Annotated in this window: 17 protein-coding genes; 16 read left to right on the top strand and 1 reads right to left on the bottom strand. The window is 40.0% G+C overall.

All coding sequences use genetic code 11. The annotated features are described in order from the left end of the window. The first annotated feature begins 3 nt into the window (after nt 1-3). From PYW34_RS11590 to PYW34_RS11515, 16 genes are all read left to right on the top strand, one after another. The gene (locus tag PYW34_RS11590; protein WP_002305541.1) at nt 4-894 is read left to right on the top strand and encodes a YicC/YloC family endoribonuclease; all 891 of its coding nucleotides are present in this window, start codon (nt 4-6) and stop codon (nt 892-894) included. 17 nt (nt 895-911) lie between these two features. Then, nucleotides 912-1,196, top strand: coding sequence for a hypothetical protein (locus tag PYW34_RS11585; protein ID WP_002287356.1), 285 nt, complete (start codon nt 912-914; stop codon nt 1,194-1,196). A gap of 486 nt (nt 1,197-1,682) precedes the next feature. Beyond that, nucleotides 1,683-2,297: a guanylate kinase gene (gmk, locus tag PYW34_RS11580; protein ID WP_002303641.1), complete on the top strand. Its 615-nt coding sequence runs from the start codon at nt 1,683-1,685 to the stop codon at nt 2,295-2,297. A 4-nt stretch (nt 2,298-2,301) separates the two neighbouring features. Beyond that, on the top strand, nt 2,302-2,607 hold the full coding sequence (gene rpoZ, locus PYW34_RS11575) for a DNA-directed RNA polymerase subunit omega (protein WP_002287365.1): 306 nt from the start codon (nt 2,302-2,304) through the stop codon (nt 2,605-2,607). A 252-nt stretch (nt 2,608-2,859) separates the two neighbouring features. Then, the gene (gene priA / locus PYW34_RS11570; RefSeq protein WP_002287367.1) at nt 2,860-5,268 is read left to right on the top strand and encodes a primosomal protein N'; all 2,409 of its coding nucleotides are present in this window, start codon (nt 2,860-2,862) and stop codon (nt 5,266-5,268) included. A 14-nt stretch (nt 5,269-5,282) separates the two neighbouring features. Next, nucleotides 5,283-5,774: a peptide deformylase gene (def, locus tag PYW34_RS11565; RefSeq protein WP_002287369.1), complete on the top strand. Its 492-nt coding sequence runs from the start codon at nt 5,283-5,285 to the stop codon at nt 5,772-5,774. Further along, nucleotides 5,767-6,705 carry a methionyl-tRNA formyltransferase gene (fmt, locus tag PYW34_RS11560; RefSeq protein WP_002303642.1) on the top strand — a complete coding sequence of 313 codons (939 nt, stop codon included), beginning with the start codon at nt 5,767-5,769 and terminating at the stop codon, nt 6,703-6,705. Before def ends, fmt begins: the two co-directional genes overlap by 8 nt. After that, nucleotides 6,705-8,063: a 16S rRNA (cytosine(967)-C(5))-methyltransferase RsmB gene (gene rsmB / locus PYW34_RS11555; RefSeq protein ID WP_002287374.1), complete on the top strand. Its 1,359-nt coding sequence runs from the start codon at nt 6,705-6,707 to the stop codon at nt 8,061-8,063. The genes fmt and rsmB overlap by 1 nt, the downstream gene beginning before the upstream one ends. Before the next feature lie 12 nt (nt 8,064-8,075). Further along, nucleotides 8,076-8,816 (top strand): Stp1/IreP family PP2C-type Ser/Thr phosphatase, encoded by a 741-nt coding sequence (locus PYW34_RS11550; RefSeq protein WP_002287376.1) that lies wholly within the window; start codon nt 8,076-8,078, stop codon nt 8,814-8,816. Further along, nucleotides 8,813-10,882 (top strand): Stk1 family PASTA domain-containing Ser/Thr kinase, encoded by a 2,070-nt coding sequence (gene pknB, locus PYW34_RS11545; RefSeq protein ID WP_002287377.1) that lies wholly within the window; start codon nt 8,813-8,815, stop codon nt 10,880-10,882. Before PYW34_RS11550 ends, pknB begins: the two co-directional genes overlap by 4 nt. A 164-nt stretch (nt 10,883-11,046) precedes the next feature. After that, on the top strand, nt 11,047-11,946 hold the full coding sequence (rsgA, locus tag PYW34_RS11540) for a ribosome small subunit-dependent GTPase A (RefSeq protein ID WP_002287379.1): 900 nt from the start codon (nt 11,047-11,049) through the stop codon (nt 11,944-11,946). Between the two features lie 12 nt (nt 11,947-11,958). After that, on the top strand, nt 11,959-12,609 hold the full coding sequence (rpe, locus tag PYW34_RS11535) for a ribulose-phosphate 3-epimerase (RefSeq protein ID WP_002287380.1): 651 nt from the start codon (nt 11,959-11,961) through the stop codon (nt 12,607-12,609). Beyond that, a complete protein-coding gene (locus PYW34_RS11530) occupies nt 12,610-13,248 on the top strand; it encodes a thiamine diphosphokinase (RefSeq protein WP_002287382.1) in 639 nt (212 codons plus the stop codon). It abuts the gene before it with no gap. A gap of 154 nt (nt 13,249-13,402) precedes the next feature. After that, nucleotides 13,403-14,257, top strand: a complete 855-nt coding sequence (gene mreC, locus PYW34_RS11525) for a rod shape-determining protein MreC (protein WP_002296044.1) — start codon at nt 13,403-13,405, stop codon at nt 14,255-14,257. Between the two features lie 3 nt (nt 14,258-14,260). Beyond that, nucleotides 14,261-14,770, top strand: coding sequence for a rod shape-determining protein MreD (mreD, locus tag PYW34_RS11520; protein ID WP_002334563.1), 510 nt, complete (start codon nt 14,261-14,263; stop codon nt 14,768-14,770). Nucleotides 14,771-15,024: 254 nt separating this feature from the next. Next, entirely contained in the window at nt 15,025-16,599 is a 1,575-nt protein-coding gene (locus PYW34_RS11515; protein ID WP_002287386.1) for a PcsB-like coiled-coil domain-containing protein, read from the top strand. A gap of 67 nt (nt 16,600-16,666) precedes the next feature. Here PYW34_RS11515 and PYW34_RS11510 read toward each other — a convergent pair whose 3' ends face one another. Then, complete coding sequence (locus PYW34_RS11510) at nt 16,667-18,466, bottom strand: M3 family oligoendopeptidase (protein WP_002287387.1); 1,800 nt, start codon at nt 18,464-18,466, stop codon at nt 16,667-16,669. Nucleotides 18,467-18,505 lie beyond the last annotated feature (39 nt).

The raw sequence follows: 18,505 nt of genomic DNA, 5'->3' as shown, positions 1-18,505 counted from the left end.
CGAATGAAAAGTATGACTGGTTTTGGCAAAGCCATCCGCGAAACAAAAGCGTATCAGTTAGATATTGAAATAAAAAGTGTCAACCAGCGTTTTCTAGATGTTCAAATACGAAGTCCTAAAATCCTGAACTTTGTTGAAAACGATTTTCGTCAGCTTATTAAACAGCAGTTAAGCCGCGGTCGAATCGAAGTATTTGTGAATCTAGCTTATATTGGCAAAAACGAAAAACAGATCGTCATCAACTGGGAATTGATTGATTCACTTATCACTCAATTGACAGACGGAATTCAACAACGATACGGTAGTCAAAATCAAGTGTCAATTAGTCGGATGGCGGAACGCTTCGTGCTGGACGAAAACTTCGTAACGGTAGAAGAAAAACCGGAAGAGAGCATGGAAGAATTGGCACAGTTAGCTCTAGATACATTGAAAAGCGCACTTGATTCTATTGAGGCGAGTCGAGAAAAAGAAGGTCAAGCTTTAGCTTTAGTGTTGAAAAAGAATACTGAAGAATTCAAAGAAGTACTAAAAAAACTCGATAGTTTTGTAGAAATCTATGAAAAGGAATTTCAAATAAGGTATCAAAAAAAGCTGGAGGAATTTCTTGGAGCGAAAGTCGATGAGCAACGGTTGTTGACGGAGCTAGCCATCTTGTTGGAACGCGGAGATATTCACGAGGAACTGGATCGTCTGGCGATCCATGTACAAAAACTAGATGAACTTATCGAAGCACAATGTCCTGTAGGTCGGGAATTAGATTTCCTGATCCAAGAAATGAATCGGGAAATCAACACGATCGGTTCCAAATCAAATGCAATCGAAATTAAAAATCAAGTCGTCCAGTCTAAGACGATCTTAGAAAAAATCAGAGAACAAGTACAAAATATTGAATGACGAAAGAGGTAGAGATAATGAAATATTATGACGTAACGTTCCACGAATTAAGTGGAAAAACTGTGGTTAAACGGGATATCCCTTCTGAAAAAAACGGCTTTGACGTATGGAAAGATGCCTGTGCAGACTATAATGAGAACGAACTGTTTATTTTGATCAACGACGGTGCTTACGTGACGATGAATCGGAAATTTATTGTTCGAATTGACACAGAAGAGGTAGAAGATCCGACAGAAAAAGCACGTTCTCGAAAAGATGAGATCATGGGTGTAGTGAATACTTTGTCCAATATGGGCTTTTAGCAAGGATGCTGAACAAAGAAATACAATAAATAATCAGAATTGGATTTCTTCGCTTAGCTTCTTTGCTCTAGGAATACATTTAAAGGTTGTGACAAAATTCGTGTCACAATCTTTTTTTATTTTGAATAAGTGATGTTCAAAAACCATTTTCTCGGTATTAAGCCAAATTTATGCAAAAATGTGAGAAACTATTTTCACAAAATTTTTCTTCATACTCGAAACTAATCGGCTTCTTCACGACCTCTTATACACGGCGTTCAAAAGCTTGCATCTGCGATAATAACCCCAACCAAACGAAAAACATGAGAAGCTGTTTATGTTTGGCTGTTCTTATTACTTGATGCAGGACAGCTTTTTTACGACCTCTTGGTACAGGGTAGCTTTTTTACCAATTTCTAGCTATAATTAAAGATAACCTTGAAAGTTGCAGAAAAAAAGTGCAAAATAAACGATAAGTACAAAAAGACTAGTTGAAAGGACGTCGTCATGTCAGAGCGTGGATTATTAATCGTGTTGTCTGGTCCATCCGGTGTAGGAAAAGGCACAGTACGAAAAGCAATTTTTGAGAGTGAGGATAATGATTTTCAGTATTCGATCTCAATGACTACCCGTAAAATGCGTGAAGGGGAGGTCGAAGGCGTTGATTATTTCTTCCGAAGCAAAGAAGAGTTTGAATCAATGATCGAAGCTGGAGAGATGCTGGAATACGCAGAATATGTCGGGAATTATTATGGAACTCCTTTGTCATATGTCAACAAGACATTGGATGAAGGAAAAGATGTTTTCTTGGAGATTGAAGTCCAAGGAGCAAAACAAGTCAAAGAAAAAGTGCCCGATGGTGTATTCATCTTTTTGACTCCGCCAGATTTAGCGGAATTAAAATCACGGATCGTAGGCCGAGGAACAGATGCAGATGAAGTAATCGAAAAACGAATGAAAGTTGCAAAAGAAGAAATCGAAATGATGGCTCTTTACGACTATGCTGTTGTAAATGATGAAGTGCCGCTAGCAGTTGAACGAATCAAAAACATTATTGCCAGTGAACATTTTCGAGTAGATCGCGTAATCGGTAAATATATTAAAATGTTAAAGGAGATGTAGTCTTATGATGTTAAAACCTTCAATTGACTCACTATTAGATCGTGTAAATTCAAAATATTCTCTAGTGATTTTAGCAAGTAAACGCGCGCATGAATTGGATGCAAGTGCACAGCCTACTCTAGATTCTTTTGATTCAGTAAAAAGCGTCGGTCAAGCTTTAGAAGAAATCGATGCAGGAAATGTAGTCAATGATCCACATCCTGAATTAAAACGTGAACGTTTGAAGATGGAAGAAGAGGAACGTCAAGCACAAAAAGAGCGTGAACAACACGAATTGGAATCACGTATCCGTGAAGAGCAAAAAATGTAATAAAGAAAAATAGAGCGAACATCTAAAAAGAAAAGCAAACCCAGCTGTTTCCTTTTCAAACATTCGCCACTTATTGTCTGGTAGAAAAGGCTGTGTCTGAACTTTTTGACACAGTTCTTTTTTTTCTTATCTGCTGTTAATTTTTTGTTAGGATTTGGCAGAAGATAAGACAAATCCATCGATCTCTAGTAAAATAGGCAAGGAACTTTTTGTCGCTTGATAAGAAAAGACAAAAAAAGGAGGAAACGAACCATGACATTAACAGCTGAAGTCATTGTGGACGTACCTACTATGCAGACCGATCAGCCATTCACTTATTTGGTTCCCTCTGAAATGGAAACAGCTTTGCAAGTCGGGATGCGAGTAGAAGTCCCTTTTGGTAATGGCAATCGTCATGTCCAAGGATTTGTTATGGCTATCCAAAAATCAGAAGAATCAGCTAATCCATCTTTGAAGGCAGTTATTCGTTTGCTAGACCTTGCTCCGGTGGTCAATGAAGAATTACTTTCATTAGCTGATTATATGAAAAAAATTACTTACGCATTCAAAATCACTTGTCTACAAACGATGCTTCCGAGTGTGATGAAAGCAGAATATGATAAATTGATCTATCCTTTGGCAGACACACCAGAAGTTCAGGTATTGTTTGATCAGCGAGAAGTGATTTCCTGGAAGGAAGCAGAAGAAGAAGGCAGCCTTTCTCAATTGATTCGCTGGCGCCAAGAGCAATTAGTAGATATCAAATATGAAGTCCATACACGAAATAAAGTAAAAACGATTCGTTTGGTCCGTTCTTTGTTAACTGAAAAGCAAATCGAAGAAGAATGGGCAAAATTACGGCAAAATGCCAAGAAACAAAAAGAACTTCTTTTGTGTTTATCTGAACTGAGCCAAGAAGAACCAATTGCTTATTTCAAAAATAAAGGAATCAGTACTGCTGTCTTGAATCAAGGAAAAGAAAAGGGCTGGCTGGAGTTTATAGAATCAGAACGTTATCGCGACCCTTATAAAGACCGAGTATTTGACCAAACGACGGCATTGGAACTGAATGCAGAACAAAAAAATGCTGTCGAACAAATCATCACAGCAGGTCAGCAGCAAAAAGATCAGGTCTTTTTGCTGGAGGGAATCACTGGCAGCGGGAAAACAGAAGTATATCTTCAGGCAATCGCTGATGTTTTGTCAGAAAATAAAACGGCTATTATGTTAGTGCCTGAAATCGCATTGACTCCGCAAATGGTCGAGCGATTCAAAGGACGCTTCGGAGAATCAGTTGCGGTCTTACATAGCGGACTTTCCCAAGGTGAAAAATATGATGAATGGCGCAAGATTGAGCGGGAAGAAGCGCAAGTAGTAGTAGGCGCACGATCTGCTATTTTTGCCCCGCTGAAAAATATCGGGCTGATCATTATCGATGAAGAACATGAATCAAGTTACAAACAAGATGAGACACCGCGTTATCATGCGAGAGATCTAGCAATTTGGCGCAGTAAATATCATCATTGCCCAATAGTTCTAGGAAGCGCGACGCCCTCTTTAGAATCAAGAGCACGAGCTCAAAAAGGCGTTTATCAGTTATTGCAGTTAAACCACCGAGCCAAAGCAGCTGCACAGCTTCCAGCTATTGAGATCGTAGATATGCGTGAAGAGTTTCAGAATCATCGGACCTCTACTTTTTCTGCTAATTTGCAGGAAAAAATACAAAATCGATTAGACAAAAAAGAACAAACTGTCCTACTGCTCAATCGTCGAGGATATTCGTCTTTTGTGATGTGTAGGGACTGTGGATTTGTTCTTCCATGTCCTAATTGCGATATCTCTCTTACACTGCATATGGATACACGTTCAATGCGCTGCCATTATTGCGGACATGAAGAACCTATTCCCAATCGCTGTCCTAATTGTGGCGGCAATAAAATCCGCTACTATGGAACAGGTACTCAAAAAGTAGAAGAGGAACTCCGAGAACTTTATCCGCAAGCTAGGATTTTGCGTATGGATGTAGATACCACTCGAAGAAAAGGGGCACACGAACAGATTTTACAAAAATTCGGTGCAAAAGAAGCAGATATATTATTAGGGACACAAATGATTGCTAAAGGTTTGGACTTTCCAGAAGTGACATTAGTTGGGGTGTTGAATGCTGATACCTCCCTGAATTTACCGGATTTTCGTTCTAGTGAGCATACATTCCAATTGCTTACCCAAGTTTCAGGACGAGCAGGGCGAGCGGAAAAAGCAGGCGAAGTCGTGATCCAAACATTCAATCCTCAACATTACGCCATAGAATTGGCTAAAAAACAAAATTATGAGCAGTTTTATCAGCAGGAAATGCATGTACGGCATCGTGGAGGCTATCCTCCTTATTACTTTACTGTGAAAATAACCGCCAGCCATCCTGAAGAACAAGTAGCGGCAAAGAAAATCTTTCAGATTGCCAATCAGCTAAAAGAAGTGTTAAGCCCTCAAAGCTTGCTATTAGGGCCAACGCCCAGCATGATTTTGAGAGTGAAAAACCGATATTATTATCAACTAATCATCAAATATAAACATGAACCGAATCTTCCTCATGTTTTGGATGAAATTTTGAATGGAAGCCAGAAAGAACAGCGACAAGGTCTTTTTGTGGCAATTGACAACGAACCATTAAACTTTATTTAAGAAAGGGCCAAATTATGCGCTATCCTATATTGATCCACCCTAATGATAAATTAAAAAGAACTGCTCAGCCAATCGATGTAATCACGGACGAGACAATCGCTTTATTAGACAATTTATATGAGACAATGATTGCGAATGACGGAATAGGGATCGCTGCTCCTCAAGTAGGACAAAACAAGAGAATTGCTGTGATCGAAGTAGATGAAGGCGAGAAATTTGAACTGATTAACCCAGAAATCATCGAAGCAAAAGGTGAAAGCCTTGACGTAGAAGGTTGTCTCAGTATTCCGCATGTCTATGGAACGGTCAAGCGAGCAGATGAAGTGACCGTGCGTTATTATGATCGAGACGGAGAAGAGATAGAAGTGACGGCTTTTGGCTATTTAGCCCGTGCCTTCCAGCATGAAATCGATCACTTAGACGGTATCTTGTTCATTGAGAAAATGATACAGCAGATCCCGGAAGAAGAACTTGAAGAATATATGGAGGAACATCTTGATGACTAAGCTAGTATTTATGGGCACACCTGCTTTTTCTGTGCCGATTCTTGAAGGGCTGATAGAATCAGGTTACGAGATCCAGGCAGTGGTAACACAGCCCGACCGTCCAGTTGGGCGGAAACGAGTAATTACGCCGACACCGGTAAAAAAAGCGGCTCTGAAGCACGGTATCCGTGTGCTGCAGCCAGAGAAAATCTCCGGTTCGCCAGAAATGGAAGAAATCATTGAATTGGTGCCTGATGTGATCGTCACTGCGGCATTTGGCCAATTCTTGCCTGAAAAGTTATTGCAAGTACCAAAATTAGGGGCAATCAATGTCCATGCTTCTTTACTTCCTAAATATCGGGGAGGTGCGCCTGTTCATTATGCCATCATGAATGGGGAGAAAGAAACTGGTGTAACGATCATGGAAATGATCAAAAAAATGGATGCAGGCGGAATCTATGCGCAAGAAAGCATACCAATCACTAAACAAGATGATGTAGGGACGATGTTTGAAAAGCTTAGCCTTTTAGGAAGAAAGCTATTGCTAGAAACATTGCCCAATATTTTGGATGGACAAAAACCAGTACCTCAAGACGAGTCAGAAGCAACTTTTTCGCCAAACATCACACGGGAACAAGAAGCAATCGATTGGCATAAAACTGCAGAAGAAATTGACAACCAAGTACGCGGAATGCGTCCTTGGCCAATTGCATTCACGACCTATGAGGGCATACGCTGGAAATTATTATCGGTTGAAGTATTGGCAGAAACTACAGACAAAGCACCTGGTACGATCATCCGGAAAGACAAAAAAAATCTATGGATTGCTTGCGGTAAACAGACCGTCTTAGCCATCAATGAATTACAGCCAGCTGGTAAAGGAAAACAGGCCGTACATGATTTCCTTAACGGAAGCGGTCAGCAAGTTCAGATTGGTCAGCAGGTGAAATAATGAAAAAAATCCCTAAAAAAATGAAAAAATCAGTACGATATATGGCATTACTGACATTAGAGCGAGTGAACAAGGGTGGCGCCTACTCGAATCTTTTGTTGAATGAGATGATCAAACAAAGCGAGCTAAATCAAAAAGATGTGGGTTTATTTACAGAATTGATCTATGGTACGATTAGCCATCAGCGACTATTGGAATTTTACGTTGCACCATTGATCGCTAAAGCAAAAAAAGTGGATGACTGGGTCAAGACGCTTCTTTATCTTTCTGTATACCAATTAGAATTTTTAGATAAAGTCCCTGCACATGCTATTTTAAACGAGGCGGTCGAAATCGCAAAAGTAAAAGGAAATCCTGGGACAGGGAAATTTGTAAATGGTGTCTTGAGGAATTATCAGCGTCAAGGAGCACCAGATCTGCAAGGCATTGCTGATCCTATCGAAAGACTTTCTGTCAAAATCAGCCTGCCTCTATGGATGACGAAACGACTGGTGGATCAAATCGGATACGAAGAAACTGAAAAGCTCGGTTTATCGCTATATCAGCCTAGCCATGCTAGTGCCCGAGTAGATACACGCCGACTTTCCAGAGATCAGGCCATCACTGTTTTGCAAGAAGAAGAGATCACAGCTGAAAAAAGCCAAGTCAGTCCATACGGTATAGTAGCGAAAAAAGGGCATTTAGCTTCTAGCTCATTGTTCCACGATGGCGTCATGACGATCCAAGATGAAAGTTCGATGCTTGTAGCGCCGTCTATGCAAATCGAGCCTGAACATCATGTCTTAGATGCCTGTGCAGCACCCGGAGGTAAGACGACGCATATTGCTTCTTTTTTAGATCCGTCATGCGGTGGAGAAGTGGTCGCTTTAGATGTACACGAACACAAAGTCAAACTCATTGAAGATAATGCAGCACGTCTAGGTGTCTCTTCTGCTGTCTACGCTCAAAAGATGGATGCTAGAGAAGTCAGTAAACAGTTCGAAGCAGAGCAGTTTGATCGGATTTTAGTAGACGCGCCTTGTTCAGGTCTTGGGCTGCTTCGGCGAAAACCAGATATTCGTTATAAAAAACAGCCGGATGAATTAGCGAATTTACCAAAAATCCAATTGGAAATTTTAGAAAGCTGCGCACCAACTTTAAAGTCTTCCGGTATTCTGACTTATAGCACTTGTACGATCTTAAAAGAAGAAAACCAAGACGTTGTTTCTGCTTTCTTGGAAAGACACCCTGATTTTGAGAGGATTGATGTTTTGACCAATCCTATGCTACAATCATCAATCGAAGAGAAAATGTTGACTTTGTATCCGCATCAGTTTTACACAGATGGATTTTTCATTTGTTGTTTGCGCAAAAAGTAATGAGGTGAAAAAATGCAGATTGAATATCAATCAGATGTAGGAAGACGACGTAACACAAATCAAGACTATGCCAGTGTATTTACCAGCCGTTCAGGTCTCAAGCTTGCTGTATTAGCAGACGGGATGGGTGGTCATCGTGCCGGAGACATTGCCAGTCAGATGGCGGTAACGAATCTAGGCGAAGCTTGGGAAAAACAAGAAGCTGTTGACGATGAAAAAATCGCCCAATGGTTCATTCAATCGATTCAAGAAGAAAATATGCTGATTTATCAGCGTGGACAAGAACAGCCGGAATATAACGGTATGGGAACAACAATCGTAGCGGCCGCTCTGTCAGATGACTGGTTCACGATTGCCAATGTTGGGGATAGCAGAGCTTATTTGATTCGTGAAGATAAAATCATGCAATTGACGGAGGATCATTCTTTAGTCAATGAACTAGTCAAATCAGGAGAAATCAGCGAAGAAATGGCAGTGAACCATCCAAGGAAAAATATTTTAACACGTTCTGTCGGCATGCCTGGAACAGTCGAAGTAGATGTTTCTACTCATCTTTGGCAACTAAAAGATCGACTGCTGTTATGTTCAGATGGCTTGACGAACATGCTGTCTGAAGAAGAAATAGGAACGATCATCAATCAAGAAGGCCCATTGTCTCATAAAGTAACTGAGCTGATTGATCGTGCCAATGAAGCAGGCGGAGCGGATAATATCACCGTTCTTCTTATCGAATATAAGGAGGACAGTGTATGATCGAGTTGGGCAAAAAATTAAATGGCCGTTATCAAATCACTGGAAATATCGGTAGCGGTGGTATGGCAAATGTATTTTTGGCGCACGATTTAATCTTGGATCGTGATGTAGCAGTTAAAGTCTTACGATTTGACTTTCAAAATGACCAGACTGCGATTCGACGATTTCAGAGAGAAGCTTTAGCAGCAACAGAACTCGTTCATCCAAACATTGTTAGTGTTTACGATGTTGGTGAAGAAGACAACATGCAGTATCTGGTGATGGAATACGTCAAAGGAATGGACTTGAAACGATATATCCAAACACATTATCCTGTTCCTTATGAAACAGCAGTAAATATTATGCAGCAGATCCTTTCTGCTATTTCTTTAGCTCATAACCATCAAATCATCCACCGAGATTTGAAACCCCAAAACGTACTGATCGATAATGAAGGTGTTGTAAAAATCACGGATTTCGGGATTGCTATCGCTTTATCTGAAACATCGATCACGCAGACGAATACGATGCTAGGATCTGTTCATTATCTGTCCCCTGAGCAGGCCAGAGGAAGTATGGCAACGAAGCAGTCAGATATTTATGCTTTAGGGATCATCCTTTATGAGATGTTGACGGGTAGCGTACCGTTTGATGGTGAATCTGCTGTAACAATTGCTTTAAAACATTTTCAAGATGATCTTCCATCTATAAAAGCACTTGATCCAAATGTGCCACAAGCACTGGAAAACGTGATTTTACGGGCAACGGCTAAAGAACCTGCAGACCGTTATAAGTCAGCCGAGGAAATGTCTGATGATCTTTCTACAGTATTATCACCAGCTCGTGCAAACGAAGAAAAATGGCAGCCTCATGTGATGGATAATGAAACAAAAGTTATCACACCCCTTACGGAAGATGCACCAATGCCTGATTCATTCAAATCTATGCCTCTGCCAAAAGACAAGCCAGAAAACGAAACCTTACCAGAGGAGGAAGAAGTTCTGCCTGATCCTAAAAAGAAAGGACAGAAAAAATGGTGGCTGATCCTATTAGCTATTCTTGCTGTTTTAGGAATCGGAACAGCTGTATTCTTTGCTTCTGGCGGGCGAGGAGAAGTTGTTGTTCCTGATGTTTCTGATCTTTCTGAAGCTTCTGCTAGAGAAACACTCGCAAAAGCGAAATTAGAAGTAGCAACAAAAACAGAAGAAATTGCAGATGACAAAATCGAAGAAGGTAATGTAGTGAAGACAGACCCGGCAGCGGGAACGACAGTCAAGCAAAAACGCGAAGTCACTCTGTATATTAGTAGCGGCACGAAAAAAATCAAATTAGATGATTACAGTGGTAAAAGTTATGAAGATGCCGAAGCAAGTTTGAAAGAATTAGGGTTTTCTGCTGACTTGATTCAAAAAGAAGAGGAATTCAGTTCAGAGGTAGAAAGCGGAATGATCATTTCGCAATCTCCATCAGAAGATACAGAAGTCGATCCTAAAACAGACACGATTACTTTCACAGTCAGCAAAGGACCAGAAACAGTGACTTTGAGTAGTCATGTAGGAGAAAACTACGAAACTGTTCGTAATTGGCTTGTTACACAAGGATTCAATATCAATAATATTAGTGCTACTTATGACTATAGCGACACTGTACCATCAGGTTCGATCATCAGTCAGGATCCAGCCTCGGGTGAAGTTGTAGCAGAAGAAACTTACATCAATTTTGTCGTAAGCCAAGGAACAGAGCCTAAATTGAATGATATCTCCGGCTATACAAAAAGCGAAGCACAAAGTTATTTAGCTAGTGTCGGTGCAGAATATATCGGGCATGAGACTTCCGAATATTCAAACACGGTGGATAAAGATAAAGTGATTCGTACAGTACCAGGGGCAGGAACGACAATTACCAAAGGAATGGTTGTGAACGTAATTTACTCTAAAGGACCAGATCCAGCGTCTTCTAGTTCTGAAAAAGACTCTTCAGACAGTTCTAGCAGCTCAAGTAGCTCCAGTAGCACAAGCAACTCTTCAAAAGAAGAATCTTCCAGCTCCACAAGTTCATCAGCTAGCACCTCAGAAAGTTCAAAATAAGTGCTGAATAAAATATATCAGAAGGGAATGCGACATTGATTTGTTGCATTCTCTTTTTTGTGTTTCTATCTCTTTTGATCAATTTTCAAGCCATATACTTTGAGAAGTTTGCATGGAATAACACCTACTTTCCTCTTCGTATGGTAAAATAAACAAAAACGGAGGTGGCACTTATCAAAGGACAAATCAGAAAAGCAATCAGCGGTTTTTACTATGTATACGCAAACGGAGAGACCTATCAAACAAGAGGAAGAGGAAATTTCCGGAATCGGAAAATCACGCCGCTTGTCGGAGATCAGGTGATCTTTGAGAGTGAAAATCAAACAGACGGCTATCTTCTGGAAATCTTGCCGAGAAAAAATCAATTAGTTCGCCCACCAGTCACAAATGTTGATCTTGGAATCATTGTCACAAGTATCGTAGAGCCTGCATTTTCTTATAATCTACTTGACCGCTTTCTAGTTACCTTGGAATACGAGTCGATCGAACCGATTATTTTTTTGACAAAGACCGACTTGTCAGACGACCCAGAAAAAATCGAAGAGATCAAGCAAACCTATACTAAAATAGGCTATCCGGTGATTGTACCCAATCATACGGGTGATACGACAGAACTGATCCGTTACTTCCCAGAACGGCTATCGGTCTTTATGGGTCAGTCTGGAGCAGGAAAATCGACGCTACTGAATCAAATATCACCGGAACTGAATTTAGCAACAGGAGAGATTTCTGATGCACTTGGAAGAGGACGGCATACAACACGTCATGTGGAACTGATTCCTATCTATGGCGGGTTAGTAGCAGATACACCAGGATTTAGCTCGATTGACTTTTTGACAATTGAAGCAGGAGAACTGCCGAGACAATTTCCTGAATTTGTAGAAGCTTCTGTCCATTGCAAATTTAGAGAGTGCATGCATGCTAAAGAACCTGGCTGCGAAGTAAAACATAGAGTAGAAACAGGTGGTATCGCACAGACACGTTACGACAATTATTTGCAATTCTTACAAGAAATCGAAAAAAGAAAACCAATGTATGCAAAAAAAGAAGGTAAACGAAAATAGGAGGAAACAAGAATGAAGATAGCACCATCCATTTTGAGTGCAGATTTTGCCAATTTACAAAGAGACATTGAGTTAGTGGAAAAAGGAGGCGCAGATTACATCCACGTAGATGTAATGGATGGCCAATTTGTCCCAAATATCACATTAGGGCCAAATATTGTTCAGGCAATCCGTCCTGTTACTAAATTACCGTTAGACGTCCATCTGATGATCGTTGATCCAGAAAACTACATTCCAGCATTTGCAAAAGCTGGAGCAGATATCATTACTGTCCACGTCGAAGCAACTCCTCATATTCATCGGGCACTTCAAATGACAAAAAGCTTAGGAGTTAAAGCTGGAGTAGTTATCAATCCAGGAACACCAGTCTCCATGATCAAACATGTTTTGCCTTTGGCTGATCAAGTACTAGTCATGACTGTCAATCCTGGGTTCGGCGGACAAAGCTTTATTGAAGAAACAGTAGAAAAAATTACGGAACTCGCTGATCTACGTAGAGAGAACAATTGGACTTATGCAATCGAAGTAGATGGCGGAATCGTTCCAGAAACAGCAAAAATCTGTAAAGATGCAGGGGCGGATGTCTTCGTTGCAGGATCATATATCTATGGAGCCGAAAATCCAGTCGGACAAATCGAACGATTAAAAGAGGCATTAGACTAAATGAAAATTTTATTAGCTGCTGGAGGTAATCCGCAAAACTGGCCGCAGTCTCTGCTGTCCAAATACGATGCCTATGTCGGGATAGACCGTGGTGCGCTGTACCTGCTTCAAGCAGGCTACCCAGTAGATCTGGCAGTGGGTGATTTTGATTCATTGTCGAACGAAGAGCAGAAGGAAGTATTTGCAAAAGCCAAAGAGTATACCCGTTCCCCTGCAGAAAAAGACGATACAGATACACAGTTAGGTATCTTAAAAACATTTGAACGTTACCCGCAAGCGGAAGTCACTTTGATTGGAGCTACGGGCGGAAGATTGGATCATCTTTTAGCCAATCTCTGGTTAGGTATGGAACCTCGCTTCAAACCCTTTGCCCATCAGCTTATTATCAGAGATTGTCAAAATTATTTGTCTTATTATTTGCCTGGAGAGCATATAGTAAGACAGATACCAGATATGAAGTATTTAGCTTATTGCTGCTTGACTCCCGTCTCGAATCTTACATTAAAAGGCAGCAAGTATGTATTGGAAAATAAAGAAGTAGAATATCCGACATCTTATGCAAGTAACGAATTTCTTTCAGATACCGCAGAATTTTCTTTTTCAGATGGTATGATTGCAGTTATTCAAAGCAAAGATTGATCCATAAACAAATAAAAAAATTTGTCTTTCAGGCTAAAAATGACAGAATCTATTATTTGCTAAAAAAAAGCTTAAGAGGAGCAACTTACCTTTTGTTTCACGGCATTTAGTGATAAAATTGAACACAAGAGTCTAATTAATTCGAGGTGTCTTTGTGAAGAAGTTCAATCCTAATAAAAATATTATTATTACCTTGGTTATTGTTATCATCGTGGTGACGATACTAAGTGTGACCGCTGCGCAGCGAGCGAATGAAGGAAAGCCCAATTTCTTCCAATCCATCGTTAATGACAGTGTTGCAATGGTTGATAAAACAATCTCTGCCCCAGTACGGTGGGTACGAAATGGAGTAGATTCTGTCCATAATCTTTTTTCAACTTATGCCGAAAATGAGCGGCTAAAAGAAAAAATCGATAGCTATGATGACGTTTCACAGCAAAACAAGAATTACGAGAGAGAAATCGAAGCGTTGAAAAAAGAACTTGAGTTGAATCAGACGCTGACTAGTTACGAAAAAGTAACGGCAAATGTCATTACTCGTTCGCCTGACAGTTGGCAGGACATGCTGATCGTAGACAAGGGTTCTAAAGACGGTATCGAAGCAAATATGGCAGTCATGTCGCAAAAAGGATTGATTGGCCGAGTGATCGAGGTCAATACGGCTTCGTCTAAAATCGAATTACTGTCATCCTCTAATGAAAGCTCCAATCATTTTCCAGTACGGGTATCTTCGGCTAATGGCGAAGCGTTTGGTTTGCTTAAAAACTATGATGAAAAGCTCCATGCCTTAGTGGTGACCCAATTAACTGGTGATACGGATATCAAAGAAGGGGATGTTGTCCAGACATCCGGTCTTGGAGGGAATTCTCCAGCTAACTTGCCGATCGGTACGGTTATTAAAACGAAACCAGATAGTTATGGGCTGGATCGGGAAGTTTATGTGAAACCTTATGCAGAAATGTATGACGTGTCAGTTGTGACGATTGTCCAACGGCTAGCGGAGGATTAGTCCATGTTGAAGAAAGAAACAATGAAGTACTATCTGCCAATCGTTTTGTTCTTTTTGATGTTGATAGATGGTCATTTAACAAGAATGCTAGGGGAGTGGTCGAAAGGCACCTATATGTCAAATGCCCACTTTCTGATATTGGCATTATTATGTTGCAGTATGGCGTTTGAAAAACGTTATTTACTGATTACCACGATTGTTCTCGGGGCTATCTATGACGCTTACTATATTGGCGTTATCGGTATCTATGCAGTAGCTCTCCCTTTAATTGTATGGTTGATGTATGTAATGAAAGACGTTATCCATGTCAACATCTTTACTGAATTTTTCAGTATGATCATCTTTGTCACGGGTTATGAATTGTTTACGATGGTGGTCCAGTTGATTTTTAAATTAGCAGTAGTAAATAACACGTATTTTATTACAAGGTTTTTAGGACCTACACTGCTGTTGAACATGGTTATATTTGTATTATTCATTTTTCCCTTTAAGAAATTATTCAGTGATGAATAATTTCTTTTTTTATTTTTAGGTCGAAAGCGAAAAAGAATCGTTGTTATCTTAAGAAATGCTAGACTTAACGCGGCTTTTTCATGATCATTTTCTGAAACGAACAGTTTTGTCATTTTTAAAAGTTGTTTTGAAACATTTTTGTAACATAACTATTATATCGTTGACACACTGCTATGGTACAATTTTTATATCGTTAAGAAAGACTTAAATATATTTAGATATTTATTAAATTAAGCCAGTCGGAGGAATGAAGAGTGAAAAAGAGTTTAATATCAGCAGTAATGGTATGTTCAATGACCTTGACTGCCGTAGCATCACCGATCGCTGCCGCGGCGGACGATTTTGATTCTCAGATACAACAGCAAGATCAAAAGATTGCAGACTTGAAAAATCAACAAGCAGATGCACAATCACAAATCGATGCCTTAGAAAGCCAAGTTTCTGAAATCAACACACAAGCACAAGACCTATTAGCAAAACAAGATACATTGCGTCAAGAATCTGCACAATTAGTAAAAGACATTGCAGATTTACAAGAACGTATTGAAAAACGTGAAGATACAATCCAAAAACAAGCACGCGAAGCACAAGTAAGCAACACAAGCTCAAACTACATCGATGCTGTATTGAATGCTGATTCATTAGCAGATGCTATTGGACGCGTTCAAGCAATGACAACGATGGTAAAAGCAAACAACGACTTGATGGAACAACAAAAACAAGATAAAAAAGCTGTAGAAGACAAAAAAGCTGAAAACGATGCTAAACTAAAAGAATTAGCTGAAAACCAAGCTGCTTTGGAATCTCAAAAAGGCGATCTTTTATCTAAACAAGCTGATTTGAACGTACTGAAAACTTCATTAGCTGCTGAACAAGCAACTGCTGAAGACAAGAAAGCTGACTTGAACCGTCAAAAAGCAGAAGCTGAAGCAGAGCAAGCTCGTATTCGTGAACAACAACGTCTAGCAGAACAAGCTCGTCAACAAGCTGCACAAGAAAAAGCTGAAAAAGAAGCACGCGAACAAGCAGAGGCTGAAGCACAAGCTACTCAAGCTTCATCTACTGCACAAAGCTCAGCAACAGAAGAATCATCAGCTACACAATCTTCAATGACTGAAGAATCATCATCAGCTACACAATCTTCAGCAACAGAAGAATCAACAACACCTGAATCTTCAACAGAAGAATCAACAGCGCCTGAATCTTCAGCAACAGAAGAATCAACAACAGCGCCTGAATCTTCAGCAACAGAAGAATCAACAACAGTGCCTGAATCTTCAGCAACAGAAGAATCAACAACAGTGCCTGAATCTTCAACAACAGAAGAATCAACAACACCTGCGCCTACAACACCATCAACAGATCAAAGTGTTGATACAGGAAACGGCACAGGAAGTAGTACTCCGGCTCCAACGCCAACACCAACACCTGAACAACCAAAACCTGTAACACCTGCTCCAGCTCCTTCTGGAAGTGTGAATGGTGCAGCAATCGTAGCAGAAGCTTACAAATATATTGGTACTCCATATGTTTGGGGCGGTAAAGATCCAAGTGGCTTTGACTGCTCAGGGTTCACACGCTATGTTTACATGCAAGTAACTGGTCGTGACATCGGTGGTTGGACAGTTCCTCAAGAATCAGCTGGAACAAAAATTTCAGTTTCTCAAGCAAAAGCTGGAGACTTGTTATTCTGGGGGTCACAAGGCGGAACTTACCACGTAGCGATTGCTTTAGGCGGAGGACAATATATCCATGCTCCTCAACCAGGCGAAAGCGTAAAAGTTGGTTCAGTTCAATGGTTTGCCCCTGACTTTGCTGTCAGCATGTAAGAATGATTAATCAAAAAGAGTTAGCCCATTCTGGACTAACTCTTTTTTTATTGTGATAAAATAGAAATCAGATAAATTCTTCTGTCAATTCCATGAACGTTTGGATATCTTCAGTCACCATGTCGATACCTGCTTGCCAAAAATCTGGTTGGGTAAGATCGACATTCAAATGTTTCTTCGCAAGATCTTCCGTCGTCATTGAGGCAGTATCGCGTAGTAAATGGATATATTCTTCTTCAAAATTTGCTCCCTTTTGGTTGGCGTAAGCATAGATGCCCAAACTAAAGAGGTAGCCAAATGTGTATGGGAAGTTATAAAACGGTACGTCATCAATAAAGAAATGCAATTTTGCAGCCCAGAAATATGGATGGTAAGTAGCTAAAGCTCCTTGATAGCCTTCTTTTTGCGCCTCAACCATCATCTCTGTGATCTTATCTTCTGAGACTAATCCTTCTTGCCGTGCTTCATAGAATCGATTTTCAAAAATGAATCGGGAATGGATATTCATGAACATAGCTAAAGCATTTTGCAGTTTTGTATCTAGCAAATTGATTTTTTCTTCTTTTGTTTTTGCGACTTTTAATGTAGCATCGGCTACGATCAGTTCTGCGAATGTACTTGCTGTTTCTGCGACATTCATGGCATATTCGCGATTTAAAGAAGGTAAATCCCACATCGTGCTGCTATGGAAAGCATGTCCTAGTTCATGAGCAAGTGTCGCAACCTCATTAACAGAATTACTGTAGGTCATAAAGATCCTTGATTCTTTTGTTTCTGGTAACTCAGTACAATAACCACCAGGACGTTTCCCAGGACGATCTTCTGCTTCGATCCAGCTCTTTTCAAAAGCAGATTGGGCAAATTTAGCCATTTTTGGACTGAATTTGTTAAAGTTTTCGATAATAAATGCTGCTGCTTCGTCAAAACTAAAGGTTTTTTCTTTCAAATCGCCTAAAATAATAGGTGCATCTTGATCTTGCCATTCCATTTTTTCTTTACCGAAAAGATTAGCTTTTCTAGTCAAGTAATTAACAAGGGGTTGTTTGTTTTTCTGGATTGTATCCCACATGACAGACAATGTTTCTTTCTTCAACCGATTGTACTCTAATGGTTTTTGTAGAAAATCTGTGACACCATGAAGTTCATAGTCAGAAAGTCTAAAACCATCTAAATGATTCAAAGTATCCGTGAAGAGGGGTGCCTTTTCTTTCCAGGCTTCTTCCCATGCTGCGAAAAGTGTTTCTCTGACTTTTGGATCTGGATCGCCCATCATCTTATTGAAGGCTTGTCCAGCAGATAATTCGACTACTTGTCCATCTTGTTCGAAGGGAATCGAAATGCTGGCTACAATCGTATCATAATGACTGCTCCAAGCATTTAGACCATCTAAAGAAAGCGTATTTATAATGTTTTCTTCAGCTTCTGATAATAATTGTGAGCCATCACGACGAATCTCGTTTAAACGAAAAGCAATTGTTTCAAACGAAGATTGAGAAAGCATCTGATTCCAATCATTGTCAGATATTTCTGCAAATTTCTTTGACAATACAGTTTCGGCTGATTGCAGACGAGGCAGCATTGCGTAAAGCTTGCCTGATAAGACCTTTGCATCTGAATCATTGACATTGGCAGAAAGCAATGCAGTAATATAGCTGCTGCATTGGGTAAAACCATTCGTAATCGTTTCTTGCAATTGAAGAATAGCGTTTAACTGCTCTGCATTGTCAGAACTAGGTGACCATTTTGTTACGCGGTGATAATACTCGTTCATTTGGTCTTCCAATTGCTTCATCCGTTGGTTCAAAGCATCAGAATGACTGCCTCCGGAAAAAATAGAATCTAGATTCCAATTTAATGAATAACTCATGAAAAAACTCCCTTCATATTGTAATACAAAATTAAGTAT

It is taken from the genome of Enterococcus faecium (assembly GCF_029023785.1).
Classification (GTDB): Bacteria; Bacillota; Bacilli; order Lactobacillales; family Enterococcaceae; genus Enterococcus_B; species Enterococcus_B faecium.
This window is presented reverse-complemented; position numbering and strand designations above follow the sequence as displayed.